The following is a 26538-nucleotide window of genomic DNA, read 5'->3' on the forward strand; positions in this document are numbered from 1 at the left end:
CTGCCAAAGCTTCCACACGGCGCCGTGATAGTGATGGATAATGCATCTTTCCATAAACGGAATGATACGACACAAGCGATAGCAGACAGCAGATGTCAACGGGAATGGCTTCCCGCTTATAGTCCGGATTTGAACCCAATAGAACACAAATGGGGAGGAGCAAAAGCGATCAGGAGGCAAAAAAGATGTTCAGTTGATGAGCTATTTACGGAGCATATTGAATATGTCAAATTATGATGATTCTGCTATATCCCCGCACTCACGGGGAACACGTGACAGCGCCGGATGTGCCTTCTTGTGTCGCCGGTTTATCCCCGCACTCACGGGGAACACTATATCCGTGATGCTATATTTTTCTGGATTATCGGTTTATCCCCGCACTCACGGGGAACACTTGTTATTGAAGTCGTTTTGGATGGCATCACTCGGTTTATCCCCGCACTCACGGGGAACACTAATAACGTGTATGTTTATCCTGAATCTATACCGGTTTATCCCCGCACTCACGGGGAACACGTTTTTATATCAGTCTCTCTTTCTATAAAGAACGGTTTATCCCCGCACTCACGGGGAACACTTTCGTTCTGTATCGGTTACGGTCAGACGTATCGGTTTATCCCCGCACTCACGGGGAACACAATGGTCAGGCATTGTTTCCCTTCACCAATCCCGGTTTATCCCCGCACTCACGGGGAACACTTTTAATCGCTCGCATATTGCTTCTAATTTTGCGGTTTATCCCCGCACTCACGGGGAACACTACTACCCCTCTATATTCGTGGGTTAGAAAAACGGTTTATCCCCGCACTCACGGGGAACACTTTTATCTCGCAGAAACTCCAGTGCTGCCATTCGGTTTATCCCCGCACTCACGGGGAACACTATTTTTGGGCATCAACTAATGTCATTCATTCCGGTTTATCCCCGCACTCACGGGGAACACTATCACCCCCGATAGGATTAGTTAAATTATCTCGGTTTATCCCCGCACTCACGGGGAACACTAAAATCAATTGACATCGGGCTGATGATAACCCGGTTTATCCCCGCACTCACGGGGAACACACGAAATTGGTGAATTTTGGGCGCTCTGCTGACGGTTTATCCCCGCACTCACGGGGAACACGAACGGGCAAAAATTCACATGCATCCTGTCGCCGGTTTATCCCCGCACTCACGGGGAACACACAAAGAACGTGCTCCCGTAGACGCTAAATTCCGGTTTATCCCCGCACTCACGGGGAACACTCATCATCATTGCATATCGGCCTGTCTTGTCCCGGTTTATCCCCGCACTCACGGGGAACACTTCATCACGATACACCATGAAAATAACATCAGCGGTTTATCCCCGCACTCACGGGGAACACTCCCCTATCATCCAAATCTACCCCGATGGCACCGGTTTATCCCCGCACTCACGGGGAACACTTCAATACCTGCGGATTTCAGTTCTGATACGGCGGTTTATCCCCGCACTCACGGGGAACACTTAAAGCACTCAACCTCGAATTTAAATTTACCCGGTTTATCCCCGCACTCACGGGGAACACTTGGTCTGTTTATTCAATACAGTAATTAAATCCGGTTTATCCCCGCACTCACGGGGAACACACTCGCGGTTGATACACCATGAATGCTGAGTCCGGTTTATCCCCGCACTCACGGGGAACACTGCATTATCCCCCCTGTTCACTGTGATCAAGGCGGTTTATCCCCGCACTCACGGGGAACACGGGGAAAAATAAATTACCCCTTATGACTCAGATGGTTTATCCCCGCACTCACGGGGAACACTAAAACATGCACACTCAGTGCAGCCATAGAATCGGTTTATCCCCGCACTCACGGGGAACACCGCAGCTCATTGAAAGCAGGAAAGACCACATTCGGTTTATCCCCGCACTCACGGGGAACACGTCATCTGAGACACCCAGCCCGGCAAGCGTCGCGGTTTATCCCCGCACTCACGGGGAACACCTCATAGCTGTAGCTCATTGCCATCAAACAGGCGGTTTATCCCCGCACTCACGGGGAACACTTCTGCAAGGACAACAAGACACTCATCACCGGCGGTTTATCCCCGCACTCACGGGGAACACCGGCTCACTGCACTCACCAATTAATCGCTTCGCGGTTTATCCCCGCACTCACGGGGAACACTCGATATGGGGCAGAGCCTGCTAATGTTGTGGCGGTTTATCCCCGCACTCACGGGGAACACTTATTGATGACTGTTGCGACATAAGATTTATCCGGTTTATCCCCGCACTCACGGGGAACACATGGATTGAAATACAAATTGGCAGGGCTAACGCGGTTTATCCCCGCACTCACGGGGAACACCCACTAGATGAAAACCGAGTACTCCTCGGTGACGGTTTATCCCCGCACTCACGGGGAACACGAAAAAATTATCGAAAATTGATTCAAGATTATCGGTTTATCCCCGCACTCACGGGGAACACCCGGCTCCCCGCGTCAAACACAATCGAATATTCGGTTTATCCCCGCACTCACGGGGAACACTAGCTAAAGTTGAGGCATCATTATCTCTCATTCGGTTTATCCCCGCACTCACGGGGAACACCCAATTTGCGGGATGACCGGACGAAAATCACACGGTTTATCCCCGCACTCACGGGGAACACTAGGAATAATGGGGTTGGAGTTTGCCAGAGGTCGGTTTATCCCCGCACTCACGGGGAACACCGTACAGGCCAAGTTAACCAAGCTCGGCTTTTCGGTTTATCCCCGCACTCACGGGGAACACTGGAATCAAAAGGCGTTTCACCACATTGCAGCCGGTTTATCCCCGCACTCACGGGGAACACGCCGCTGTAAATATCCAAGCGTGCATGTAAGACGGTTTATCCCCGCACTCACGGGGAACACGTTACTTTCAATCTGATTGCTGAGTTGGACTACGGTTTATCCCCGCACTCACGGGGAACACAACATCCAGCCGGTTAGGATTATGGGCGTTCACGGTTTATCCCCGCACTCACGGGGAACACTGTGTCCAGTTCCGATGTCTTCCGCAATTGTTCGGTTTATCCCCGCACTCACGGGGAACACGAGGCTTATATCAATACCGTTGCCGTGCGCCCCGGTTTATCCCCGCACTCACGGGGAACACAATTAAAGGTCACTCAGTGGCCTTTTTTATTACGGTTTATCCCCGCACTCACGGGGAACACATGGGTTGACTGAGAGGTGATCTCAACGATTCCGGTTTATCCCCGCACTCACGGGGAACACCCTGCCTTTGCTGAAAATAGTATGCAAGATACCGGTTTATCCCCGCACTCACGGGGAACACGTCTTTCAGTGGCAGCACCCACAATTCCGCCGCGGTTTATCCCCGCACTCACGGGGAACACTTTCCCTTTTTTGCCTTCCTTCTCTTCGTCCTCGGTTTATCCCCGCACTCACGGGGAACACCATATCTATATTTTTTCGGGTCCTTCCTAACACGGTTTATCCCCGCACTCACGGGGAACACTGCGTCAACATCGCTCTGTATCGCCTGCTGCGCGGTTTATCCCCGCACTCACGGGGAACACCGCTCTATGGCGTGCTGACGCCGACGCCTGAACGGTTTATCCCCGCACTCACGGGGAACACCCTAATTTTATCCATCTGTTTTAGAAGATCTTTTTAGAGCGGAAAAATTCTACCATTTTTTTAGCCTCTAAAATCAGCCAAATTTTTCCTTTTATTCTTCTGATTTGCTATCTGTGATGCAGGTCTTATTTAACTCGTATTTTTAATTCTTATTTATCAATTAATGAGATTCATATCACGGTAATAACAAAATAACAGTTGGTCTTAATTGACCAACCAAGAGAATAAGGCTATGAAAACTATTCAATTGCATTGAACAATGGGGATATCTACAAGCCTTGGAATATTCATCCAAGAGCGTGTAAGCCATCACAATTTTAGCAATTGCTGATAAACGAGATGCGAGTGTATTAGCATTTTTCACTAGAAAGCGTGTTGTAATGATGTATAAATATGTTAAAACCGCGAGTTATTCCTCTGTACCTATCAATAGCTGATTACATTACGTTGAAAATAATGAAAAAGAAACGCCCAGCTTTACAAGATGTTGCCGACCTCGTTGGGGTCACAAAAATGACGGTTAGCCGTTTTTTACGTAATCCCGATCAGGTTTCTGAAGCGTTGGGAAAACGAATAGCGGAAGCTGTGGAGCAGCTAGGTTATATCCCAAACCGAGTACCCGATATTCTTTCCAATTCCACCAGTCGTGCGATAGGTGTTTTGCTTCCTTCATTGACTAACCAGGTTTTTGCTGAGGTTATTCGTGGCATCGAGTATGTGACTGATCGCAATGGGTATCAGACTATGCTCGCCCACTATAGTTATTCTGCACAGAAAGAAGAAGAACGTTTGCTTTCCTTGCTTGCCTACAATATTGATGGCTTGATTCTGGCTGAACGCACACATACCCCCAAAACGTTGAAGGTGTTACAGACAGTTGGAATACCCGTTGTCGAATTGATGGACAGCGTATCGCCTTGCCTTGATATTGCAGTCGGGATCGATAATTTTGCCGCGGCTTGTCAGATGACAATGGCGATAATCGAACGTGGCTGTAAAAACATTATTTATCTTGGTGCACGGCAAGATGAGCGAACGATGATCCGTTTACAAGGGTTTGAAAAAGCGATGTACAGCGCTGGGCTTCAACCGAGAAAAATGATGACACCAGTCAGTTCTTCCTATTCATTAGGTGCGCAGCTTTTGCAGGAATCCTGCCAGAAATACCCTGAAATTGATGGCCTGTTTTGTACGAATGATGATATCGCCATCGGGGCGATTTTCGAGTGCCAGCGACAAGGGATTAAAGTACCGGAAGAGATTGCGATAGCTGGCTTTCATGGTCATGATGTCGGTCAGGTAATGACGCCCAGACTTGCCAGCGTGCTGACTCCTCGTGATTTAATGGGGCGCAAGGCAGCAGAATCCTTGCTTGTTCGTTTGAGGGGAGAGAGGTTACAACAAACTCTGATTGATGTTGGGTTTACCCTTTCATTGGGGGAAAGTGTTTAATTTTTGTAGCTTAAAATGATGCTTTCCCATTTTCAATTGCGATAAATCTCACATTTTCCTTTTTTGGTGATCCTGATTGATTGCTCACTATCCTGCTCTACTGTTAATGTTACCGGCAATAAGTTACCGGTAACTTATGATGGCTAATATTCAATTTTATATTTTTTAATATAAATCAAATAGATATATAAGCAGCAAGATCAGTGTAAAGGAGTTTGATATGAGTGATACCCAACAACCAAACCACGTTTTTATATTGATGGGGGTATCCGGCAGTGGTAAATCCGCAGTTGCCAGTGGTGTTGCCCGTGAACTAGGGGCTGCGTTTCTGGATGGGGACTTCCTTCATCCCCGCGCCAATATTACAAAAATGGCACAGGGTGACGCCTTGAATGATGATGATCGTCAGCCGTGGTTGAAGGCACTCAATGACGCTATTTTTGCCATGCAGCGCACCAATCCTATCTCTCTGCTTGTGTGTTCTGCCTTGAAAAAAAACTATCGGGATATGCTGCGTGATGGCAATAAAAATCTGTCGTTTCTTTATATGAAAGGCGATTTTGACTTAATTGAGAGCCGCCTGAAAGCACGCAAAGAGCATTTCTTCAAACCACAAATGCTAATTTCTCAATTTGAGACACTGGAAGAGCCGACCAGTGATGAAAAAGATGTTCATCACATTGATATCAAACCAGATCTGGATAACGTCATCAAAAATGCGATTAAAGCTATTGAGCATATTCAATCTATTAATCGTATTAGTGAGGAACATTCATGAGCACTGCAACTCTGGTTCTGACAGCCGTCGGCTCTGTCCTCCTGTTACTATTTTTGGTGATGAAAGCCAGATTACACGCTTTTATTGCCTTGATGCTGGTTTCTATGGGGGCGGGAATTTTTTCCGGTATGCCGCTGGAGAAAATCACCCAAACAATGCAAAACGGTATGGCAGGTACGTTGGGCTTCCTTGCTATTGTTGTGGCTCTTGGCGCAATGTTTGGCAAAATCCTGCATGAAACAGGTGCGCTTGACCAGATTGCCGTGAAACTGTTGGGTAGCTTTGGTGAAAAGCGCGCTAATTATGCATTGGGTGTTGCCGGACTGGTCTGTGCGTTGCCACTGTTTTTTGATGTGGCAGTTGTGTTGTTGATTGGCGTGGTATTTGCCGTTGCGCGTCGTACCAATGGTAATGTTGTGAAACTGGCGCTTCCATTGTTTGCCGGTGTTGCGGCGGCGGCGGCGTTTTTGGTTCCGGGGCCAACGCCGATGGTGCTGGCTTCCCAAATGGGAGCTGATTTTGGTTGGATGATCCTGATTGGCCTGAGTGCCGCCATTCCCGGCATGTTATTGGCTGGCCCGATATACGGTAACTTTATCAGCAAATATGTGACGCTGGATTTACCTAAAGACCTGAGCACACCAAGTATTGGCAAAAGCCAGATGCCTTCCTTTGGTTTCAGTTTATCATTGGTATTATTCCCATTGATATTAGTGGGCTTGAAAACTATTGGTGCGCGTTTTGTTGAACAACAATCTACGCTATACCATTGGCTGGAATTTCTTGGTCATCCTTTCACGGCAATTTTGCTTGCTTGTCTGGTGGCGATTTACGGGCTGGCGATCCGTCGCGGTATGAGCAAAGAGAAAGTCATGGAAGTCTGCTCTGCGGCAATTCAACCTGCGGGAATTATTCTGCTGGTAACAGGCGCGGGGGGGGGTATTTAAACAAGTGTTAGTGGATTCAGGGGTTGGCCCTGCGTTAGGTAATGCGTTGGTCGGTGCCGGCCTGCCAATCGCGCTGGCGTGTTTTATTTTGTCGGGTGCGGTGCGTGTGATCCAGGGTTCGGCAACTGTCGCATGTTTAACCACGGTAGGGTTGGTTCTGCCCGTGATTGGCGAACTGGGCTATTCTGGTGCGCAAATGGCGGCGTTGTCAGTATGTATTGCCGGTGGCTCTTTGGTTTTTAGTCATGTGAACGATTCTGGCTTCTGGCTGTTTGGTAAATTTACCGGTGCGACAGAAGCACAAACCCTGAAAACCTGGACAATCATGGAAACTATTCTCGGCACAACCGGCGCGATGGTTGGTATGATCTATTTCGCTATGTTGTGATAGGGTAAAAATAAGGGACGAGACGCATATAGAAAACTCTCAATATGCCTCTCGTATCTCTTGTACTTTTGATTTACTGTTCAACCAACCCCATAAACTGCTTATAAAGCGCTTCAGCACTGCGTTCATAACCGGCTGCGGAGAGGTGAATGTAATCAGGACGTGCGAGGTTTTGCTGTTCCCATTCTCGGACTGAACATGGTTCACCCATATATTCCCGCCAATCCCAGAATAGAGTATGTTGTTGTTTAGCTACGGTTTTTTGAATTTGAATCACATTCTCAAGTAAGGCTGGTTGTTGTTCTTCACAGCTTACTGCGGTTTTATTTTTCAGCGAATCGTTCGGCCCAATCAGCAGGATAACGGCTTGCGGTATGGCTCTACGGATGTCTTGTATTTTAGCTGTCAAATCCTGCTGATAAGCAACCAAATCCAGTGAATCGTTAAAGGCTTCATTGGTGCCATAGGCGAGAATGACCATATTCGGTTTTGTCTGTGCCAGCGTATCAATCCATTGTGGTTGCCATTTATCCAGCATATTAATGGTGGCGCCATTAATCCCCAATGCGGATAACATAATGCCAGGGGTTTGGCTTTTTATCAGCCAGCCACCAATTTTTAATTGTGTATCCTGTGGATAGAGATTGATGGGAAAACTGATACTCTGTTCCGGTGAGAAATGCCATTCACTTTGGGTCGCAGGTAAGTTGATGGCGCTAAATGGCGTTTTGATTTGAGTTGCGGTATGGGACTGATAGAGCACACTCAGCCAGTACTTGCCACGAGCGGAAGAAGAATTGAGCTGTATTTTACTGCTGGCACTTTCTGGAATAGCGATAAATCCACCCAGTGGATAATCTGCCCGATTCTCCTTGCGGCTGCTTGACAGCCACCAACCGGTTTTATCCTCAGTAAATTGTATTAAGGCGTTACGCTGGCCGGGAATGCTCATTGGGGAAACCAAACCTGGCCCAGCATCGCCATAACGATCCTGCAATAAGCTACGCAACTTACCAGTAAAGAAATCAGCAGCAGTGTGTGAATCACCCAATTGAACAAAATGGAGTTGGCGAGTATCGCTGTGATGCAATTTATCTGTCAATAATGCGAAATTGGGATCACCAAAATTTGTCAATTGTTGCTGATGATGCATGCGTGTTGTTTGGTGTTCCGATGAAGGTGTGGATTTTTCCCCTCGGCACGATAATAGGCTGATTGAGAGCGCGACAGCCAGACCTGCCCCCACAATCCGGTAAAATCCACGGAACAGGCTAAATGGCTGCATTTTCTTTAACTGGCTCCTGAGTGAATGTGATCAATGAAAATAGATAATCCGCAATGGTTTGTTGCCCTTTAAAACTGAAATGAATACCGTCTTCGCTGCGGAGTTTGATGGTGTTGCTACCATCGCCAATATAGTCTGAATAATTATCTGATTGATATTTGAATATGTCATTAACTGCAACATAGATCTCACCTCTTTTTTCTACCTCGTTTTGATACAATTTATTCAGGTAAGACATACTGTTGGAAAGTTTTTTCTGACGCATATGAGGTGGGCCAACCCAAATAACATCAGCTTGATGTTGGCGTGCGTCATTTAAGATAGCTTCAATTCTTTGGCGATAAAGATCCTCCCAATTTTCACTGGCGAATTTTAAATAAAATCCTCCGCGCCCTGAGGGCATATCCCACGGATCATTTGGGCCTAAAAATATCACTACCAATTTAATATCAGGGTGGGTTTTCAATGCATCACTGATGGTTTTTGGCCAATTAAAGAAACCAGGGTAAGACAATCCTGTACTTTGTTTACTTAAATTAATACTGGAAATGCCATATTGTTGAAACAGCCGACGTTTTAAATGTGGAGCCACGCCCTGCATCATTGAATCACCGGCAAATAACACCTTATCTTTTTGGCTCAGATTAACGTGGGTTTTCTGGACGATTTCAACAACCGGATTTTCTCCTGAACTATTTGGTGGTAAAGAAGACTGAACGAGCTTAATATTTTTGTTCAGCAGCTCAGGAAAGGTGAAAGAGAGATTTTCGATGGGATACACGTAACCTTTGAGAAAGCGCAGGCCAACCTGAAAATCAGGGGGAAATACTGTCTGCCTGTTATCAATATTCATAGCTGCTGACGGGCTATTCTGAAATTTGCCCTGTGCATACGCTACAAATGTCTTACTGGCAGCAATTGTTCCTTGCTGTACATTATTGCCCAAATCCCACCATGATTCCCCTTTGAGAGACATCCAGGGGCTATCACGGTGATATTTCTGTTGCCAGAAATTATCTAATGAACTCTGATTAAGCCAAATGAGCATTAAGCTGGTTAATGCTGTGATAAAAATCACTTGTCCGACTTTTTTAAGATTAGATATAAATTCAGAAGTTGGCATAAATAAATCCTGGCATTCCTGAAGGTGACAAAATAAAGACCAAAGTAAGGATCAGGGCTAAGGGAATTGGGTAATAACCCCATGAAATCAGGCCATAATTTTTTTCAATTTTGTTTCTTAAATTCACCAACCAGGGATAGATAATAAAGAATCCCCAGAAAACCATTAAGAGAGAACTGCTGGATAACAGGGATGCAAATGTTTCACCAGAGAACAGTTGATTTAATATCGCCACAGCATCATTAAATGTCGGGCTGCGGAAAAAGATCCAGGCAAAGCAGATAAAATGGAATGTCACCACACGAGATAAAAATAATGCAATCGGGCTTTTGGTTTGTGATTCACTCTGTTTCTTTGAAGCAGAGAATAGGGCATTTTTAATATTTTGCAGAATTAATCCCAATCCATGAATAGCACCCCAGAGAATAAAACTAAGACCAGCACCATGCCATAGGCCAGAAATCACCATAGCAATGAACATATTCAGGTTCTTGCACAATACGCCTTTTTGGTTACCGCCCAATGGAATGTAGACATAATCACGGATGAATGTTGACAGGCTGATATGCCAGCGTCGCCAAAATACCTGTAAGTTTTCAGCCAGATAAGGGGCATCGAAATTGCGTGGCACTTTGTAGCCTAATAGCAGGGCGATACCTGTGACAAGGTCGGTATAACCAGAAAAATTAAAGTAGATATTCCAGGCATAAGCATAAATTGCCACAAGGATTTGTCCTGCATGATGACTATTCGGATCTTCAAAAACAGGATTTACAAGATATTCAGAAAGTGTAGAACTGAGCAAAAAGAGTTTTGCGATGGCGAGAGCAATCAATAATAGTGCCTTCAATGGTTCCTGCATAACTCTGGATGTTGCCTGAATCTGAGGCAGAAAATCTTTCGCTCGATTAATCGGTCCGGCGATAATGCTGGGAAAAAAGCAAAGATACAAAATAACATCAGGCAATGGTGCTGCGGGCAGTTCTTTCTTACATACCGATACAACATAGCTGACCGAATGGAACGCATAGAATGACAGACCTAGCGGCATCAGCAACTCAAGTACAGGCAGTTCCACGTTGATCCCAACACTAGCCAATGTTTGTTGAATCGACTCCTGAAAGAAAGAGTAATATTTGAAAACCGTAAAACAGCCTAGGATCCAGAATGTCAATAGAGTGAATATGATCTTGTTAGATAAATAACGGTTAAGAATATTCGCCAAAAAGTAAATGAATAGGGTATAGGTGCATAAAATATAAGCGAATTTTGCTGCAAAAGAGAATACAAATAAATAACTAACTAAAATTAACACGCCATTCTGTAGTCTGGGCGCTTTCTGTAAAAGCCAATAGACAACCAGCAGAATAACAAACGATCCAAGGAACTCAAAAGAGAAGAAATTCATATCAGGCTCTGGTTAACCATTCATTGTTGGGAGAAGGGATGTAATTCTGAAGGGTATTATAGTATGGAATTTGTCGATGTTTACAGTAGATAATATAGAGATAGATTCTAAAAAAGAACCCACCTTGTCATGAATACAAAGTGGATTGTTGGAAGGGGGTTACTGAATAGCTAATTCCTGAGCCTGTGAAATCAACGTCTTGTTACCTTTAAATATCCGATGTAAATAGCGATTATAGTCAGATCCCAGTTCAGAATAACCATTGAGATTATCAATCAGCTTACTGGTATTCAGTGGTTCCTGTGTTGTTCTCTGTTTTGCACGTGAAGAACGCAGTGACTCATAAGCACGGTGCGTATTCAGGTTTTTCATATAGGCAATAATGGAAGCATTAATGGTAGGGTAAACTGAATAACCTTTGATTTTTCCTTTCTTTTTACTGCAAGAGCTACAACGCATTCCAAACAAATTATTATTTTTTTTGGCAAGTTCTGACGTTCCCCAACCCGATTCAGTCGCTGCCTGAGTGGCAACAAAATGGGTGGGAATAATGTCAACTCGACTTAACAGCTTATTCCAATTGACCTGTTTTGGTGAATTGCAAGTCATTTTGTAATCCATGCAGATCTTTTTCAATCGATGACTATCCTGTACAGACCAATGATGATTCTTTTGGTGTGTCAGGAGCCATTTGCGGTCTTGCATAATCTTTTGATTATGTTGATCAATTACAGGGACAATAATATTTAAAAACGCTTTCTTTCGAGGTGTACCTGAAGGGTATTGTCGCAAGTCAGGCAAACTTACTTGCATGCCATTGTGAGAATACTCTTGCACTTTTGAGGTACTGGTCGAGGCATAGCTCAGACCGGTAAAAATTAATGAGATAAAGAAAGCGAAGACCACACTTGTCCTCACCATTAGAGAGGGCATTGCTTCTCCTCTTTTTATTACTCTGGATAAAAATTAGACGAATGTTAGCAGAATAAGGAAGATATAGCTACTGTTATTCGTCATTCATAAATTTCGTTTCTGTAACTAATATTAGTACCCTACTGACAAATATCTATATTTTTTTACTTTGTAGAGTAAATTAGTGTAATAAATATTATGATTTTATCTGGTGAATTGTGTTGTTTATTTAACTTAATTTAATGACTGATTTTTATTTAACCATATGTTATTAATTTAATATTACCCAGTTTAACTTAGCTATCATCGGGGTGTGAACTTTTGCTTTGTTGTAGTTATTGTAAATTATTTTATTGTTCATACTTAATTATCTATTTTTCTGGCTTATTTTAAGTTTTTCATCTGAATTTCAGTATTAGGAAATGATATTAATATCATAAAAGGTAATGTTTTTTTTGCTGAAGAAAATATGTCAATTAACATCATGATGGTGAGATTATTTTCTGGTTGGAGAGTGAATTGTTTTAAAAGAATTAGGGAGCCGAAGCCCCCTAATTGTATATGATAAAAAATCAATAAAACTTTACAGCCATTTAGCAACACCACCGTGGCGAGAGCAAGCTCCTTTACGGGATTTGCTCTTACTATAGCTACCATCTTTACAAAGAGCTGTATTAGCGCCTTTTTTAGCTAAGCTATTTCTGTTTTTCTTCTTTGATATTTTTTGTTTTTTTGCTTTTTTGGTAACTTTCTTCTCTAATGAATTAGCTTTGTTTTTTGCTGATTTAACATTTTGTTCTACTGCCGTTACCGTTTTTGAGGCGACGTCGGCTGAGGTTGATACTGCTGGCGCTGCAAGCGCTGCACTTGAAAACAACACCAGTAATGCTGCAACTGATAACTTCAAGCTTTTCATCATATAGTTCCTCTGATTAGAGTACTGAAACCTGAAATCTACTCTTGCAGTTTGGAGTATAGTTTTGAATGTTATGATTGCAAATTTAACATAGAGAATAAAAAAATAACGCAACAACTATGGAGGTATTGTGAAAAAAGTAACGATCATTACTGGTGGTTCCCGTGGTATCGGCAAGGCCACGGCGCTTTGTTTGGCAAAACAGGGGCACCATATTTGCATTGGCTATCGTAACCGTAAAGACAGTGCTTATGAAGTGTTGGATATGATCCGTGCTCTTGGGCAGTCAGCAATTGCGGTTCAGGTGGATATTGCGGATGAAAAACAAGTGATAGCTCTGTTCCAAAGGGTGGAAAAAGAGTTGGGGAATATTTCTGGGTTAGTGAACAATGCTGGGATCTTAAAGCCTCAAGCTACCATTGAACAGTTAACGGCAGAGCGGCTAAATGAAATTTTTGCTACTAATGTCACTGGAGCCTTTCTCTGTGCGCGTGAAGCGGTTAAGAGAATGGCTTTGCGTCACGGTGGGCAAGGTGGAGTCATTGTCAATGTTTCATCCGCTGCCGCTCGACTGGGTTCTCCCCATGAATACGTTGATTATGCAGCATCGAAAGGTGCCATTGATACGCTGACAATTGGATTGGCGCAAGAGGTGGCTGCACAGGGAATCAGGGTAAATGCTGTGCGTCCTGGATTCATTTATACCGAAATGCATGCCGATGGTGGGGAGCCTGGGCGAGTTGAAAGAATCAAAGATTCCTTGCCTATGAAACGGGGTGGACAACCGGAAGAAGTTGCTCAGGCCATTGCATGGCTGTTATCTGATGACGCATCGTATGTTACAGGCAATTTCATTGACTTAGCGGGTGGAAAATAGATTATAGAGTTTGAAATGCCGTTTGAATAAGCAGGCAGTTAATACCAGATAATCTTAAAAGCCGGAATGCTTTTTAATATTTTTCCGGCTAATTGATGGAAGACTATTTTTGTAGTGACAATTGATCTTAATCCAATATTTCCATCAACTTAGGTTTTAGAATAATTTTGCCAGGTTGCATTTCTATGTTAATAGGTTGTTCCACTAAATTGCTGATCGTTAGCCAGTCCCCTGCAATATAGAGTTCACCATTTTCACGAATATTGTCGATTCCTTGGTATGGGTTATTTTCCACTTCGTTGATTAAACTAGCTAAATTTGCGTTAGGATCAACAAGAGAAATAATAACACCATTGGAAAACTGTGAGATATGAAATAATTCATTTGCGGTAAATCCCGCATCGCTGAGTGCACTGCCGTTCAGTATTAATTCAGGGGTATCAATGTCAGAATGACGAAATGAAACATGAAGGTTCATTTGTACGTTCCTTGTGTTATGGATATACTGCGATACTCTATCAGCACTTCGCCCGCACTGCACCGCGAATTCATACGTGTTTTTCATCTAAATAGCATTCATTGTTAATAATCGACATCTACCCTAGCGGTTAGTTGGCTAATATGCCATCGGTAATGTTGTTCTTTGCGAAGCAACTCGCAAAAAATGACTGGATATTCATCCATTTTGAAATACATATCTAAAATTCGAGCAAAAAATAATTCTGTGAATAATCATGAAATTTTTGGATTATCAAAAATATAGATAAGGATTTTAATCTGTGGTTTTGAAGAGGATATATTTTTTAGCTTATGCTTGTTTATTTATAAATATTGAAATTATATACCGGTGTTTTAAATATTTCTGGTGATTATATTTTATTAGTTATTGTATCTGTTTTAATTAAGTTATTTTTGGTAGATTTCATTTGCTGGCAAGAAATATTTGTCCATTTCTTTGTGAAAATGTCGTTTTTTTAATTTTAAACAGGAATATTGCAATGAAACGCATTCCAGAACCTTTCCGAATTAAAATGGTAGAAAATATTCGTATGACAACCCGCGCTGAACGTGAAGTTGCACTGGAATCTGCGGGATATAACCCTTTTATGCTGCCTTCTGATATGGTTTACATTGATTTGCTGACAGACTCTGGTACTGGGGCAATGAGTGATCGTCAATGGGCCGGTATGATGATAGGGGATGAGGCATATGCAGGGTCTCGCAGCTATTATCATTTAGCGGATAAGGTTAAGGAACTTATTGGTTATAAATATACTATTCCTACCCATCAAGGGCGTGGGGCAGAACAGATTTTATTTCCTACTTTAGTTGCGCGAAAAAAGTTGAAAGGCGGAGCTAAAAGTCCCGTATTTATTTCTAATTTCCATTTTGATACGACAATGGCACACGTGGAATTAAATGGTGCCAAAGCCATCAATGTCGTTACAAATAAAGCTTTTGAAACAGGGAATTATTATGATTGGAAAGGTAACTTTGATATTGAGTTACTTAAGCAGACCATCAAACAACATGGCCAGGATAATGTTGTCGCCATTATAGCGACAATTACCTGTAATAGTACGGGAGGGCAACCGGTCTCTCTTGCAAATATGAAAGCAGTATATGAAATAGCAAAACAGCATGATATTCCCGTAGTAATTGATTCTGCCCGCTTTTGTGAAAATGCCTGGTTTATTAAACAGAGGGAAAAAGGTTACGAAAATAAATCCATCAAAGAGATCGTCAAACAAATGTATCAATATGGCGATATGCTGACGATGTCGGCGAAAAAAGATCCGATGGTGAATATTGGCGGCCTTTGTTGTTTTCGTGATGATGAAACACTGTTTAATGAAGTATGCGTTCGTTGTATTCCAATGGAAGGGTTTGTGACTTATGGAGGGCTTGCCGGGCGTGATATGGAAGCGTTGGCAGTTGGGCTGGAAGAGGGAATGGATGAAAATTTTCTATCTTATCGTATCAACCAAGTCACTTATTTGGGGGAAAAGTTAAGAAAAGAAGGAATACCTATTCAGTATCCCATCGGGGGACATGCTGTTTTTGTTGATGCAAAATTATTCCTGCCCCATATTCCTTGCGATCAATTTCCGGCTCAAGCGTTGAGCAATGCATTATATTTGGAAGCAGGCATCAGAAGTGTGGAAATTGGTTCTTTGTTATTGGGGCGTGATCCTGATACAGGTAAACAAAAAGATTCACCAATGGAATTGACGAGACTGACTATTCCTCGTCGAGTTTATACCAATGACCATATGGATTATATCGTTGACGCTTTTATTGGGTTGAAGCAGCGAGCGGCTGATATCAGGGGATTAACCTTTACTTACGAGCCACCAATATTACGCCACTTCACGGCCAGGTTAAAACCGATAGAAAAAATATAGCCATTAGATGAGAAGACGACAAAAAAAGCCCTGCCTATGTATTAAGCAGGGCTTTTAATCTCAGTGCGTCGAATTCAAAATCTACACTGGAAGGCTTAATTGAATAACACCAAATTAAGCGGCATTAATACCATACTGGGCACAAACAGAAGCCAGACCGCCAGCATAGCCTTGGCCTACTGCGCGGAATTTCCATTCTGCATTATGGCGATACAGTTCACCGAACAGCATAGCAGTTTCGGTAGATGCATCTTCAGTCAGGTCATAGCGAGCGACCTCAACTTGTGTATCATCGTTAACCAGACGGATAAAGGCACCGGAAACTTGTCCGAAGCTCTGGCGACGAGCTTGTGCTTCATGGATAGTCACTACAAACACCACTTTTTCTACATCAGCAGGAACTTGATCCAGTTTGATTTTTAGTGATTCATCATCGCCATCCCCTTCACCGGTACGGTTGTCGCCAGTGTGCATGATGGAGCCGTCAGATGATTTCAGATTATTGTAGAAAATGAAATCTGCATCACCACGAACTTTGCCGTTTGCTGTCAGCAGAAAAGCTGAGGCATCAAGGTCAAAGTCTTGCCCGTCAGTCGCACGGGCATCCCAACCGAGACCGATCAGAACGTTTTTCATGCTTGGCGCTTCTTTGCTCAGAGAAACGTTACCGCCTTTAGAAAGAGATACACCCATTGTTATTTCCTCATTTATTACGTCGTGTTAGTTATCTAGATTTTACAGACTTAACTTGCGTTTTCTTTTGATGGGAACAGCAGGCTGGCAAGAATGCCGGCTGCCAGTACGCCAATCACCACAAATAAGCTACTTGTGGATGAAATCGAATAGCCGTGGTGGAATATGTGCTCAGAAGCATTTAGACCGAGTTTTATGGCAATAAAGAACAGTAAAACGATCACCGCCTTTTCCAAATGCACCAGATACTTTTTCAATGCTTCAAGCACAAAATAGAGCGTGCGCAGACCCAAAATAGCAAACATCATAGCGCTGTACACAATTAATGGTTCCCGACTGACTGCAATCACCGCAGGTACAGAGTCAAAGGCAAACATCACATCAGACAGTTCAACCACTGCCAGACACAGCATTAACGGCGTAGCATAAAGTGCGGCTTTGCTCGCCCGTCCCACTTTCACATCGGCGTTTTCTGGTTTAGCCAACTCCTTATCCACTTCCTTTTGTTTCAGTACAAAAGCATGGTTGCTCAATTTCGGCCAAATTGGGAAGAAACGCTTTACCAGACGGTAAGCAAGGTGCTGTGAATAGTCTTCGATTTCATCGTCATCATCACCACTTTTCAGCATCATGACCGCTGTCCAGCCAACGATAACCGCAAATACGATCTCAACCCACGGCCCAAGCGCCAGCAGGCTTGTCCCAATGGCAACGAAAATACCACGGAAGATAATCGCGCCGATAATCCCCCAATACAGGACGCGGTGGCGATAGCGGTCTGGGACGGCGAACCAAGAGAAAATCGCCATGATGACAAACAGGTTATCGACGGAAAGAACTTTTTCCAGTGCGTAGCCCGTGACAAACAGACTCGCTGCTTCTGCGCCGTGATGGATATACAGAAAGCCCGCGAAAACAAAGGCAATTGCGACCCAGAAAATAGACCAAAGGGCAGCACTGCGCAGCGAAATCGGCTTATCATGACGATGCATAAAGAGGTCGATAAAGAGCGCACCAACCGACAGAAGAATAAATACAGCAACAGTTTCCATCGGAAAACCAATGTGCGTGGATACCATGAAGTAAGCCTCTTAAATATCTGCGATTACAGTTCGAAATCAGCCGGTGCAAAGCCAAGGGCTAAACAAATTTCACGGGCAGCCTGTTTTTCATCGTTATCAAAGTCACCATCACTCTTGGCAACGGCAATCCCGACGCGTAAAGCCAGTTGTGCTGCTTCTGGTTGCTGTTTCAGAGCCATGATGAATTTCATGGCTTCACCCTTGCCAATGTCAGCATCAAATTCATAGCTGCTGACCAGTTTGTTAAAGAATTCGATAATCTCGGAGGTATCGAACACTTTCAGTTCAGGAGAATTTTTGATGAACCCAATCATTTTCTGCTTTTCTTCTGCGCTGACACCATTACTCGCCATAGCAACGTGTGCACATACTGCTACTGTACCTTCCATGAACTTTCTGTTCTTGAAGCGACTCACTTGGGTGGTGAGTTCTTCGCGGCCTGCGTTGAACGCTGATTTGATTTTGTTTAAAAAGGACATCAGTCCCTCCGCTTATTGGTAAAATAGAGAATTATTTTTTGCCGGATGTCCAGCTAAAGCCCCAGCCAAACGCCCTGTCCATCTCTTTATGCCCGTTGAAATATTGATTGATGCGTTCTACTTTGATGGCGCCGTTTTCATTGACAAGGCGGGCAATAGCACACATACCTTTGCGGTTGTTGCCTTCTGTCATACGCGTTTCAATAGGGGGCTGGTCAGGGACATAAATGGTGACTATACCGTCGGTTTTGTCCCAACTAGGCACGCCTTCGTAGATAAAGGCGTAGATCAAAACTTCACGGATGTTTTTCCATTCAAACCCATTGACGTGGAGCCATTCACCGTCACGCACTTGACCGGTGCGATCATCGCCCTGTAATTCTACATACGGCTCATAACGATAATCACCAAAGCCATTTCCTAGTGCTTGTATAACGTCCTTTTCTCCATCTTGTTGTCGGACGAATGCGCCGAGATCCAAATCCACATTTTTGTTTGCACCGAACATGCCTTGCAACAGACCTTTTGAAGAGGAGGTATTTTGACTCCAGTTCAGATTGATGCGAATTTCACCGTAGTTGTCGCGTTTGTTAAGGCTGATAGTTGGTTTTTCTTTGGTCAGAGAAACCTTACTTAAATTAACAGTATTGGACGCTGGTGAACTGGATGGCGGAGCAGGTGTTGAGGTTGGCGCATCATCAATAATATCCACGCCAAAATGTTCTGCTAATGGTTTGAGACCACCATTAAAGCCTTGGGCAATAAAGCGGAATTTCCATTCACCGTTGCGGCGATACAGTTCGCCGAGGATCAAGGCCGCCTCTGGACGGCCTTGTACTGCAACATCTCCCTGCAAAATCACGCTGCTGTTCAGTTCGACCTGAATGGTAAGGTGGCGTAGATTGGAAATCGTTTGGTTACCGTCGCAGGTCGTGGTGAACGCAACTTTCTGGACATCCTGGCTCAATGCAGGCAAGTTGACATTGAATGAAGTATTGATGTTACCGCCAGTCAGGCAAATGGTGTTGTCATCATTGACCGGCTGGCCGTAGAACACCATATCTGGATCACCCTTAACTTTGCCGTCTGAATACAGACGGAAAGCAGAAACATCAACGGCTGAACCCGATAGAACCCGAACAGTAAGCGTTTGATTGGGAACGGGGGCATTGCCCCCCGGTGTCAGATTCATTAGCGCACCACCGCCTCAACGATCTGCGGATACATCGCATCAATAGTGCGTCCAAGACAAGGAACGCCATGTGCCGTGAAATCCCACTGACCACTGTTGCGGCGCAAGGAAGAGATGATAATGCCAGTGTGGGCGCCTTGTTCATTCAACTGATAGCGAGCAAGTTCTTTGCCGCTTTGGTCAACAACGCGGCAGAAGGCATTGTCAACGTCATTGAAGGTTTGTCCACGGAAACTGTTAACAGTAAATGCAAGGTATTCGACATTGGTGGGTAGTTTGATTAGATTGACGCGGATAATCTCATCATCTCCATCACCTTCCCCAGTCAGGTTATCGCCAGTGTGTTGGATAGAACCACATTTTGATTGCAGTTGACCGAACCACACTGTATCGATGGCGTTGCCAGATTCATCAAGCAGAATGCAGCTTGCATCCAGATCAATTTCATCATTGCCACCGCCGAATAAACTCGCCAGAAAGCCTTTCTTTTTGGTCACAGGATCCCATCCCAGACCAAAATCCACTTTAGCCAGTGATGCGCTCTGTTTGGCGAGCGAAACTGACTGATTTTTGCTTAACGAAACCATTAATGACACCTCTATTCTGTTCGTCGGTGAATCACGGTAATTTCACGTATTAAAAAATCATAATATGACAAATAGATAGCTTGAATCTGTCATATTATGATTCCCATAAACAGCAGGTTTTGTTGTTAACTGTATGATAGAAAACAATCTAATTTCGTTTGGTATGATTTCTTCTCCATGCGGAAAAGTCAACCAAATTTTGATCTAAAGAATCATAATATGATTGACATGCCATTATTTGAGACTCTAGACTGCGACGTATATTCCACGAATAAAGAACAAATGCTGAACGTTACCGTGTTGGCTCAGGCTGAGATTTTTTTTGAAAAGGCGTCTCCATGACAATGTTGAGTGATATCGATGTTGATAAAAAACAAGCTGATGAAAAACAGGTTTACCAAAAACGGACTTACCAAAAAAAGTTAAACAGCGGGACATTGACGGTGACAGCATCGCGTGGCTCGGCATCTCTGGAAACCCTGTTTGATATCGCTGAACGGCGTAATCCTAAAAGAGCATTCTTATTTGTCAGTAAGGTGTTGGGGCGACATATTCCGGTTAAGCCATCGATCATGCGCTCGGTTTATCAGCAACTATCTGAACGGTTCCCCACTGATCTTCCTGGCCCAGTCCTATATATTGGCATGGCAGAAACAGCGGTCGGGCTAGCAGCAGGCGTATTTCAGGAAACGAAACACAAAGTCGATAAGCCCGTATTTCTGACTTCGACACGCCATCCGGTTGATGGGGATTTATTGTGTGAGTTTAAGGAAAATCACAGCCATGCTACGGATCATCTGATTTATTGGCCAGCAGAAAGCCGTCTGCGCCAAAGGGTGGCAAATGCCCGGACTCTGGTTTTGATTGATGATGAAGCAACCACGGGTAACACGTTCCTTAATTTGCTGGATGCACTACGTCATGCAGGGCTTGGGCATATTGAACATATTGTCACCGTGACATTGACGGACTGGAGTGGGAAGGCGGTTGTGAAACGCAGCCCATTGCCGGTTTCTGAGGTTTCCCTGATCGAGGGGAATTGGCAATGGGAAGCAGATGTCTCTGCTCCTGTGCCGGTGATGCCTCAGGTCAATATTACGGCTCGTGGAGAAACCAACATCATAGGCCAACAGAGTTGGGGACGGTTAGGATTAGATGAAATCCAGTGTGATATTGGCGCCGCAATCAATGCCAAAGCTGGCGAAAACATGTTGGTCTTGGGTTCCAATGAATTTGTCTGGCAGCCATTTTTGCTGGCCGAACGGCTTGAGCAGGAAGGGGCATCAGTCGTATTTGGTTCGACAACTCGCTCTCCCATCTCCTGCGGTCATGCCATCCAATCTGTTATGGCTTTTATGGATAATTACGGGCTTGGCATCCCGAATTTTCTCTATAATGTTGCGCACCAGAAATTTGATCGGATATTACTCTGTCTTGAAACCCCTAAAATGTCCGCTGACCCGGCGTTGATAGCGCAGCTTGTCCATATTTCTCCGGTTGTCGAGATCGTTGGATATGATTAAGCCGGTATTTTTGACTGATCTTGATGACACGTTATTTCAATCTCGTCGCAAGCTGAAAGAAATATCTTTTCGCGTGGGCGCCTTGGATCGAAAGTGTTCTCCCCACAGCTATATGACAGAAAAACAGACCATGCTGGTTGATTGGTTGTTGGCTCATGCAGAGGTTATTCCAGTCACAGCCAGAAATACAGAACAGCTTAGCCGCGTGCAGATCCCTTTCAATTCCTGGCGTATTGTCTCTCACGGTGCGTTGATCCTCACACCAGCAGGTTCTGTTGATAGGCTTTGGCAGTCGTGCATGTTGTCAGAATTGTTGTCATATCAGGATAAATTGCATGAGTTGGCGCGTCTGAGCCAGCGTTTGATTGTGACTTATGGTATGGATGCGTGGGTACGCATTGATTATGAATACAGTGATGTACCTGTTTTCCTGATCATCAAGCACCGCAATCACGATAGGTTGAATGAGCTTAATATACTGGCTGAATCTTTGGCTCAAGAAAGTCATTTCCATCAAAACTTTTACTTTCATCAAAACAATAACAATCTAACTGTGTTGCCAAAGTGTGTTGATAAGGGACGAGCCACCCATCACCTTTTGCAAAAACTTCGTGCTGAAAGAGGCGTTTTTCCGGTTATCGGTTTAGGCGATAGTCTGAGTGATCACCGGTTTATGCAATTGTGTGATTGGTTTGGTATGCCGCAGCAAAGCCAGTTTGCTGACACATTAATGACTGCTTTATTTGGAGCTGTAAGTAATGAATAGCTTTCCCCTTTTTTCTGGGAGTTATGCTTCTGATGATGTTCAATTCCTGCTAAAACCCGTTCAAATTGAGATGACACCCGTGGATATTAAGGAGCAGTTGATCCAGTCTGGCGCTCGTCATTATTCGGATATGTTAAGTCAGGAGCCAGAACCCACGTCTTATCACCTTGAACTGTTTGATAAAGCACTTGGACAAGGGGCAGTTCGTCTGGCGACGGAAGTTGTGATGCTCGCCAAAGCGCTGGTATCCCGCTTTGGTGATACGCCGATTGTATTAGTCAGCTTGGTCAGGGCTGGCGTTCCTTTGGGAGTAATGTTGCATCAAACGCTCAGAAAAATGGGTAAGCGTTCTTATCATTATGGCATCAGCATTATTCGGGATCGGGGTATTGATAATACAGCGCTATCGTATATTGAGCAGCAACATGGAACGGATGGCGTGGTATTTGTTGATGGCTGGACAGGCAAGGGGGCGATTACCACAGAATTGTCGCGATCTTTAGCGGGGAGAGAGGGTTATTCAGGTCTCCCACGTCTGGTGGTATTGGCTGATCCTTGTGGCTGTTCGTGGTTGGCCGCCAGCGATGATGATTGGTTGATCCCTTTCGGTATTATGGGGGCGCCGGTATCGGGATTGATATCACGTTCGATCTGGCGTGAAGAGGGGGTGCACGGTTGCATGCAGTGTGATCACTTGCTCAAGTTTGAGTGCAGCCGCTTGTTGGTGGATACGGTTGCTGACTGTCGTGAGCGATTAGATTGGGCGGCTATACCAGAAGCGGTTTGGTTGCCGCAGGAAAAAGCCCCTTTGCAGCAATTGAGCAAAACGGTGATTACCAATCTTGCTGAAAAATACCAGATTGACAGTATTAACCGCATTAAACCTGGCATTGCAGAAGCAACTCGTGCAGTATTACGACGTGTACCAGAACATGTACTCGTGCGTTCCCAGGATGATCCTGATGTCGGTCTGTTAGTTCATTTGGCGCGGCAGAAAAATGTCGTTATTACGGAAGTCGGTGATCTAATCGGTCAATATCGTGCTGTAACTATTATTAAGAAGGTGGCGTGATGAAACCCATCCCTTCTCCGCATCGACTCGGTGCAACGCTGTATATGCCAGCCACCCGCCAAGATATTGCAGAAATTGTGTTACAGAATAAGATCCCTGATCTGCGCTCGCTGGTTATTTGTCTGGAAGATGCCGTCAGTGAGCAGGATATTCCCATTGCTATCGAGAATCTGCGAGAGGTAATACAAACATTGGCAGCAGCAGATATCTCTTCTTCCAATATCGACCGCCATCGTCCGCTGATTTTTATCCGTCCGCGTGATGAAAAGATGGCGAATTATCTGGTTGCCAATGTGAATCTCAGTGCCATTGATGGGCTGGTTTTGCCCAAATTTACCCATGCTTCGTTGTCCGGCTGGTGGGATGTTATTAATGCAACCCATTTGTATATTATGCCAACATTGGAAAGTGATGAGGTGTTTGATGTTCGGAAAATGAACCAGCTTGCGGATACTCTCAAAAAACACCCTTGCAAGGATCGCATTATTGCCTTGCGTATTGGCGGTAATGATTTGATGAATATTGTGTCCCTGCGGCGCTCCCGTAATTTCACTCTGTATGATGGGCCGATGGGATACGTCATTAAGATGTTGGTTGCCGTTTTTGTTGCGCGGGGATTTGCCCTGACAGCACCGGTTTGTGAGCATATTGATGATTTGAGATTACTTGAGCAAGAGCTGGCATTGGATATTGCTCACGGTTTGGTGGGAAAAACGGCCATACACCCAAAACAGATTACATGCATCCAGCGGGCACTGATGGTGAGTGCCCATGATTATGCTGAGGCGCTGACCATTCTTAATTCCAGTAAAGCTGTTTTCAAATCACAGGGAACGATGTGTGAACCTGCTACCCATCAACGCTGGGCAGTGAATATTCTCGAACGGGCAGAGCATTATGGTATAGAACCTGAAGCGGCATAGGATTTTAAACGGAAGAAAATTTGCTAAGCTTTTCATTCGTTTTGATATTGATTTACCTGTGATAGTCGCTATGCTGAAAGTTACTTTTGTGGTTACAGTAGAGAACTTAGGGGCTTGTTATCCCTGACTTGGTAATAAAAAATGCTGCTTAGTCCCAAACAATTTAGAAATTTCAAATTAACCTTATTACTTTCACATGGTAAACCGGTTAGCAAAGTTAGGATCATTAAAGAACTGAATTGTTCGGAGCCAACATTAACACGTGCATTACGGGAATTGAGAGATTTTTACTGTGCAGATATCCAGTTTAGCAAAATGGGAAATACGTATCAGTTAGTTGATAAGGGGGTTCTGACTAAGAAAGATGTGAGAAGGATTGAAGAACTACTTGTTCAGCATCTCAGTCTAAAATCTGAGGAAGCCACCCGCCATGTCTTTCTTGATAAAGAGAAAAAAAAGCCGGTTTCTCTTTCTCTAAGAATGTCTGTCATCAGAAAAATTGATAGTTTGGCTAATCATTTGGGGACAACCCGAAGTGATGTTGTTGAAATGGTGGTGGATAGGTTTATTGAAAAATTGCTAAAAGAAGCCGTGAAAGGGAGTTCCGCAAAGCGACGGCTCCCGTAATGCCAGCCGGTTGAGTTCAACTGGCATCAGGGCGATGAGTGTTGGTTTGCTTACTGTTTGATTGCTTAATGATTGTGGCGCGTAAGTTTATCCAGATATCCCATTACAAATGCGGATAGAACAAAGGTGAGATGGATAATGACATACCACATAAGTTTATTGTCTGGCACATTCTTGGCATCCATAAAAACGCGCAGCAAATGAATGGAGGAAATGGCAACAATTGAGGCTGCAACTTTATTTTTGAGTGAGGTCGCGTCCATTTTCCCCAGCCAGCTTAATTTCTCTTTGCTTTCGTGGATATCCAGGCTAGAAACAAAGTTTTCATAGCCAGAAAACATCACCATGACCAGCAATCCGCCAACCAGAGCCATATCAATCAGGGAAAGCAGCGTCAGGATTAGGTCGGATTCTGTAATGTAAAGCATGTGTGGCAGGATATGCATGATTTCCAGAAAGAATTTAACCGCAAGGGCAAATAATGCCAATGATAAACCGAAATAAACCGGTGCAAGTAGCCAGCGAGAGGCATACATTGTGTTTTCGAGAAAGCGTTCCATTGTGTTTTTTATGTGTTGCAAAAGGGGCGATAGTATAGATCAAGAATGTGAAAGCTATGAAATACATATCACAGGTGACTGCTCGCCACCCTATCTGGCGCGGCTTTACTGTACGGATGCTTTTACCCCTTACAATCGACTTCCTGAAGAAAAACACCTTGTCAGGAAGTATGACACTCACCGGATAGAAAGAACCCACCTGACACAGACAGAGAAGAATGCGATTGAGAATAATTATCTGGTCATGTATTCAATCCGTTGATCTGCTTTAAAGATAGTATTCTCTTTCAATAAAAGTCCCAATAACTTTGTCACGCATCTCAGGGGATTTTGAATAGCCGAGTGTTTTACGGTTCAATCGGTTAATTCTGTTGCGAAGTGTAAAATTTTCACGCTCGATACGTTGCGTGAAACTTTTCCCGACGAGGTGTGTATTTTCAGGTAACATATTGTCAGCTTTAAACTTATCGGTACACCAAAAAGCAACACTGAATCGCGATAATTTTTTCAGAAGCTTTTTAAGCGTTTTTTTGCTCCGCCTTCCAAACGTGTGAGCGATGATACGCTTTAGTCGAGTACAGATGAGCTGAACGTTGACATTCTCCAGCGGAAGTGTTGTTACACACCGTGGTTTGAGTTTTTAAAACACGTATGACAGCATTGATACTGATATGTAATGCACGGGCAGTATCACGAATACCGGCGTTGTTCATAGCAAGATCAACGACTTATTCTTTAATTCCTGCCTGGCATGCGCGATAAAGACTTTACAACAGCCAATGGTTATTTAACGCCTGTGGAATATGGAATAGCCTTCAAAAAAGTGTCTGATTTTTCTTGAGCAGAACAAACCCCGAAGGAACGAATAGCTAAAGAACAAAAGGCGACCTGTGAATCGCCTTTGTACAAGAAAAAA

Annotated in this window: 23 protein-coding genes, 2 pseudogenes and 1 CRISPR repeat array; of the genes and pseudogenes, 12 read left to right on the plus strand and 13 right to left on the minus strand. The window is 44.1% G+C overall.

Features of this window, described 5'->3' with window-relative positions; translation table 11 throughout:
* The 4 genes and pseudogenes from Xedl_RS05205 to gntU all read left to right on the plus strand — a co-directional run.
* The coding region (locus Xedl_RS05205; protein WP_208605026.1) for a transposase at positions 1 to 237 on the plus strand (237 nt) is incomplete at its 5' end.
* A 6-nt stretch (positions 238 to 243) separates the two neighbouring features.
* Positions 244 to 3627: direct repeats of the CRISPR family, unit length 29 nt; unit sequence CGGTTTATCCCCGCACTCACGGGGAACAC.
* A 456-nt stretch (positions 3628 to 4083) separates the two neighbouring features.
* Positions 4084 to 5079: a gluconate operon transcriptional repressor GntR gene (gene gntR / locus Xedl_RS05210; protein ID WP_074022774.1), complete on the plus strand. Its 996-nt coding sequence runs from the start codon at positions 4084 to 4086 to the stop codon at positions 5077 to 5079.
* Positions 5080 to 5299: 220 nt separating this feature from the next.
* Positions 5300 to 5857, plus strand: a complete 558-nt coding sequence (gene gntK, locus Xedl_RS05215; RefSeq protein ID WP_074022775.1) for a gluconokinase — start codon at positions 5300 to 5302, stop codon at positions 5855 to 5857.
* Positions 5854 to 7192 (plus strand): annotated as a pseudogene (gntU, locus tag Xedl_RS05220) (gluconate transporter). The gene gntK and the pseudogene gntU overlap by 4 nt, the downstream one beginning before the upstream one ends.
* 73 nt (positions 7193 to 7265) lie before the next feature.
* Here the strand turns inward: gntU and Xedl_RS05225 are convergent.
* The 5 genes from Xedl_RS05225 to Xedl_RS05245 form a co-directional block, all read right to left on the minus strand.
* Positions 7266 to 8477: an SGNH/GDSL hydrolase family protein gene (locus Xedl_RS05225; protein ID WP_074022776.1), complete on the minus strand. Its 1212-nt coding sequence runs from the start codon at positions 8475 to 8477 to the stop codon at positions 7266 to 7268.
* Entirely contained in the window at positions 8464 to 9600 is a 1137-nt protein-coding gene (locus tag Xedl_RS05230) for an SGNH/GDSL hydrolase family protein (protein ID WP_074022777.1), read from the minus strand. Before Xedl_RS05230 ends, Xedl_RS05225 begins: the two co-directional genes overlap by 14 nt.
* Positions 9587 to 11008: an MBOAT family O-acyltransferase gene (locus tag Xedl_RS05235; protein WP_074022778.1), complete on the minus strand. Its 1422-nt coding sequence runs from the start codon at positions 11006 to 11008 to the stop codon at positions 9587 to 9589. Before Xedl_RS05235 ends, Xedl_RS05230 begins: the two co-directional genes overlap by 14 nt.
* Positions 11009 to 11167: 159 nt before the next feature.
* Positions 11168 to 11941, minus strand: a complete 774-nt coding sequence (locus Xedl_RS05240; protein WP_074022779.1) for a protein bax — start codon at positions 11939 to 11941, stop codon at positions 11168 to 11170.
* Between the two features lie 562 nt (positions 11942 to 12503).
* The gene (locus Xedl_RS05245; protein ID WP_244149670.1) at positions 12504 to 12839 is read right to left on the minus strand and encodes a DUF3761 domain-containing protein; all 336 of its coding nucleotides are present in this window, start codon (positions 12837 to 12839) and stop codon (positions 12504 to 12506) included.
* Between the two features lie 124 nt (positions 12840 to 12963).
* Between Xedl_RS05245 and Xedl_RS05250 the strand changes: the two genes are divergently transcribed.
* Positions 12964 to 13713: an SDR family oxidoreductase gene (locus Xedl_RS05250; protein ID WP_074022781.1), complete on the plus strand. Its 750-nt coding sequence runs from the start codon at positions 12964 to 12966 to the stop codon at positions 13711 to 13713.
* 127 nt (positions 13714 to 13840) lie between these two features.
* On the opposite strand, the gene Xedl_RS05255 is transcribed toward Xedl_RS05250, so the two are convergent.
* Entirely contained in the window at positions 13841 to 14191 is a 351-nt protein-coding gene (locus Xedl_RS05255) for a SymE family type I addiction module toxin (protein ID WP_074022782.1), read from the minus strand.
* Positions 14192 to 14711: 520 nt separating this feature from the next.
* On the opposite strand from Xedl_RS05255, the gene tnaA reads away from it, so the two are divergent.
* A complete protein-coding gene (tnaA, locus tag Xedl_RS05260; protein ID WP_074022783.1) occupies positions 14712 to 16118 on the plus strand; it encodes a tryptophanase in 1407 nt (468 codons plus the stop codon).
* A 114-nt stretch (positions 16119 to 16232) separates the two neighbouring features.
* Here tnaA and Xedl_RS05265 read toward each other — a convergent pair whose 3' ends face one another.
* From Xedl_RS05265 to Xedl_RS05285, 5 genes are read right to left on the minus strand one after another with little or no spacing between them, the layout of a single operon-like run.
* Positions 16233 to 16811, minus strand: coding sequence for a TerD family protein (locus tag Xedl_RS05265; protein ID WP_074022784.1), 579 nt, complete (start codon positions 16809 to 16811; stop codon positions 16233 to 16235).
* A 50-nt stretch (positions 16812 to 16861) separates the two neighbouring features.
* Complete coding sequence (locus tag Xedl_RS05270; RefSeq protein ID WP_074022785.1) at positions 16862 to 17890, minus strand: TerC/Alx family metal homeostasis membrane protein; 1029 nt, start codon at positions 17888 to 17890, stop codon at positions 16862 to 16864.
* A gap of 26 nt (positions 17891 to 17916) precedes the next feature.
* Positions 17917 to 18372 carry a tellurite resistance TerB family protein gene (locus tag Xedl_RS05275; protein WP_074022786.1) on the minus strand — a complete coding sequence of 152 codons (456 nt, stop codon included), beginning with the start codon at positions 18370 to 18372 and terminating at the stop codon, positions 17917 to 17919.
* Positions 18373 to 18403: 31 nt separating this feature from the next.
* Positions 18404 to 19564 (minus strand): TerD family protein, encoded by a 1161-nt coding sequence (locus Xedl_RS05280; RefSeq protein WP_074022787.1) that lies wholly within the window; start codon positions 19562 to 19564, stop codon positions 18404 to 18406.
* Positions 19564 to 20151, minus strand: coding sequence for a TerD family protein (locus tag Xedl_RS05285; protein ID WP_074022788.1), 588 nt, complete (start codon positions 20149 to 20151; stop codon positions 19564 to 19566). The genes Xedl_RS05280 and Xedl_RS05285 overlap by 1 nt, the downstream gene beginning before the upstream one ends.
* Before the next feature lie 344 nt (positions 20152 to 20495).
* Here Xedl_RS05285 and Xedl_RS05290 point away from each other — a divergent pair, with 344 nt between their 5' ends.
* The 5 genes from Xedl_RS05290 (at position 20496) to Xedl_RS05310 (ending at position 25062) form a co-directional block, all read left to right on the plus strand.
* Positions 20496 to 21674 carry a phosphoribosyltransferase domain-containing protein gene (locus tag Xedl_RS05290; protein ID WP_074022912.1) on the plus strand — a complete coding sequence of 393 codons (1179 nt, stop codon included), beginning with the start codon at positions 20496 to 20498 and terminating at the stop codon, positions 21672 to 21674.
* A complete protein-coding gene (locus Xedl_RS05295; protein ID WP_074022789.1) occupies positions 21667 to 22440 on the plus strand; it encodes a hypothetical protein in 774 nt (257 codons plus the stop codon). The genes Xedl_RS05290 and Xedl_RS05295 overlap by 8 nt, the downstream gene beginning before the upstream one ends.
* On the plus strand, positions 22433 to 23512 hold the full coding sequence (locus Xedl_RS05300; protein ID WP_074022790.1) for a cysteine protease StiP family protein: 1080 nt from the start codon (positions 22433 to 22435) through the stop codon (positions 23510 to 23512). The genes Xedl_RS05295 and Xedl_RS05300 overlap by 8 nt, the downstream gene beginning before the upstream one ends.
* The gene (locus tag Xedl_RS05305) at positions 23512 to 24435 is read left to right on the plus strand and encodes an HpcH/HpaI aldolase/citrate lyase family protein (RefSeq protein WP_074022791.1); all 924 of its coding nucleotides are present in this window, start codon (positions 23512 to 23514) and stop codon (positions 24433 to 24435) included. The genes Xedl_RS05300 and Xedl_RS05305 overlap by 1 nt, the downstream gene beginning before the upstream one ends.
* A gap of 141 nt (positions 24436 to 24576) precedes the next feature.
* A complete protein-coding gene (locus Xedl_RS05310; protein WP_074022792.1) occupies positions 24577 to 25062 on the plus strand; it encodes a tellurium resistance protein TerW in 486 nt (161 codons plus the stop codon).
* A gap of 65 nt (positions 25063 to 25127) precedes the next feature.
* Here the strand turns inward: Xedl_RS05310 and Xedl_RS05315 are convergent, their stop codons facing one another.
* Positions 25128 to 25622, minus strand: coding sequence for a TIGR00645 family protein (locus tag Xedl_RS05315; RefSeq protein ID WP_074020009.1), 495 nt, complete (start codon positions 25620 to 25622; stop codon positions 25128 to 25130).
* 10 nt (positions 25623 to 25632) lie between these two features.
* Here Xedl_RS05315 and Xedl_RS25070 point away from each other — a divergent pair, with 10 nt between their 5' ends.
* Positions 25633 to 25884 carry an IS1 family transposase gene (locus Xedl_RS25070; protein WP_167366714.1) on the plus strand — a complete coding sequence of 84 codons (252 nt, stop codon included), beginning with the start codon at positions 25633 to 25635 and terminating at the stop codon, positions 25882 to 25884.
* Between the two features lie 6 nt (positions 25885 to 25890).
* Here the strand turns inward: Xedl_RS25070 and Xedl_RS05320 are convergent.
* Positions 25891 to 26383: pseudogene (locus Xedl_RS05320) on the minus strand (IS1 family transposase); the annotation flags it as partial.
* Positions 26384 to 26538: the final 155 nt, after the last annotated feature.

The sequence above is a fragment of the Xenorhabdus eapokensis genome (genome assembly GCF_001908105.1).

Bases quoted from the DNA above. Each gene is read 5' to 3' on its own strand.
- Xedl_RS05305 (WP_074022791.1), top strand. From the start codon at position 23,512: ATGAAACCCATCCCTTCTCCGCATCGACTCGGTGCAACGCTGTATATG.
- Xedl_RS05240 (WP_074022779.1), bottom strand. From the start codon at position 11,941: ATGCCCTCTCTAATGGTGAGGACAAGTGTGGTCTTCGCTTTCTTTATC.
- tnaA (WP_074022783.1), top strand. From the start codon at position 14,712: ATGAAACGCATTCCAGAACCTTTCCGAATTAAAATGGTAGAAAATATT.
- Xedl_RS05285 (WP_074022788.1), bottom strand. From the start codon at position 20,151: ATGGTTTCGTTAAGCAAAAATCAGTCAGTTTCGCTCGCCAAACAGAGC.
- Xedl_RS05225 (WP_074022776.1), bottom strand. From the start codon at position 8,477: ATGCAGCCATTTAGCCTGTTCCGTGGATTTTACCGGATTGTGGGGGCA.
- Xedl_RS05255 (WP_074022782.1), bottom strand. From the start codon at position 14,191: ATGAACCTTCATGTTTCATTTCGTCATTCTGACATTGATACCCCTGAA.
- Xedl_RS05315 (WP_074020009.1), bottom strand. From the start codon at position 25,622: ATGGAACGCTTTCTCGAAAACACAATGTATGCCTCTCGCTGGCTACTT.
- gntR (WP_074022774.1), top strand. From the start codon at position 4,084: ATGAAAAAGAAACGCCCAGCTTTACAAGATGTTGCCGACCTCGTTGGG.
- Xedl_RS05275 (WP_074022786.1), bottom strand. From the start codon at position 18,372: ATGTCCTTTTTAAACAAAATCAAATCAGCGTTCAACGCAGGCCGCGAA.
- Xedl_RS05235 (WP_074022778.1), bottom strand. From the start codon at position 11,008: ATGAATTTCTTCTCTTTTGAGTTCCTTGGATCGTTTGTTATTCTGCTG.
- Xedl_RS05245 (WP_244149670.1), bottom strand. From the start codon at position 12,839: ATGATGAAAAGCTTGAAGTTATCAGTTGCAGCATTACTGGTGTTGTTT.
- gntK (WP_074022775.1), top strand. From the start codon at position 5,300: ATGAGTGATACCCAACAACCAAACCACGTTTTTATATTGATGGGGGTA.
- Xedl_RS05290 (WP_074022912.1), top strand. From the start codon at position 20,496: ATGTTGAGTGATATCGATGTTGATAAAAAACAAGCTGATGAAAAACAG.
- Xedl_RS05265 (WP_074022784.1), bottom strand. From the start codon at position 16,811: ATGGGTGTATCTCTTTCTAAAGGCGGTAACGTTTCTCTGAGCAAAGAA.
- Xedl_RS05310 (WP_074022792.1), top strand. From the start codon at position 24,577: ATGCTGCTTAGTCCCAAACAATTTAGAAATTTCAAATTAACCTTATTA.
- Xedl_RS05295 (WP_074022789.1), top strand. From the start codon at position 21,667: ATGATTAAGCCGGTATTTTTGACTGATCTTGATGACACGTTATTTCAA.
- Xedl_RS25070 (WP_167366714.1), top strand. From the start codon at position 25,633: ATGTGTTGCAAAAGGGGCGATAGTATAGATCAAGAATGTGAAAGCTAT.
- Xedl_RS05230 (WP_074022777.1), bottom strand. From the start codon at position 9,600: ATGCCAACTTCTGAATTTATATCTAATCTTAAAAAAGTCGGACAAGTG.
- Xedl_RS05270 (WP_074022785.1), bottom strand. From the start codon at position 17,890: ATGGTATCCACGCACATTGGTTTTCCGATGGAAACTGTTGCTGTATTT.
- Xedl_RS05300 (WP_074022790.1), top strand. From the start codon at position 22,433: ATGAATAGCTTTCCCCTTTTTTCTGGGAGTTATGCTTCTGATGATGTT.
- Xedl_RS05280 (WP_074022787.1), bottom strand. From the start codon at position 19,564: ATGAATCTGACACCGGGGGGCAATGCCCCCGTTCCCAATCAAACGCTT.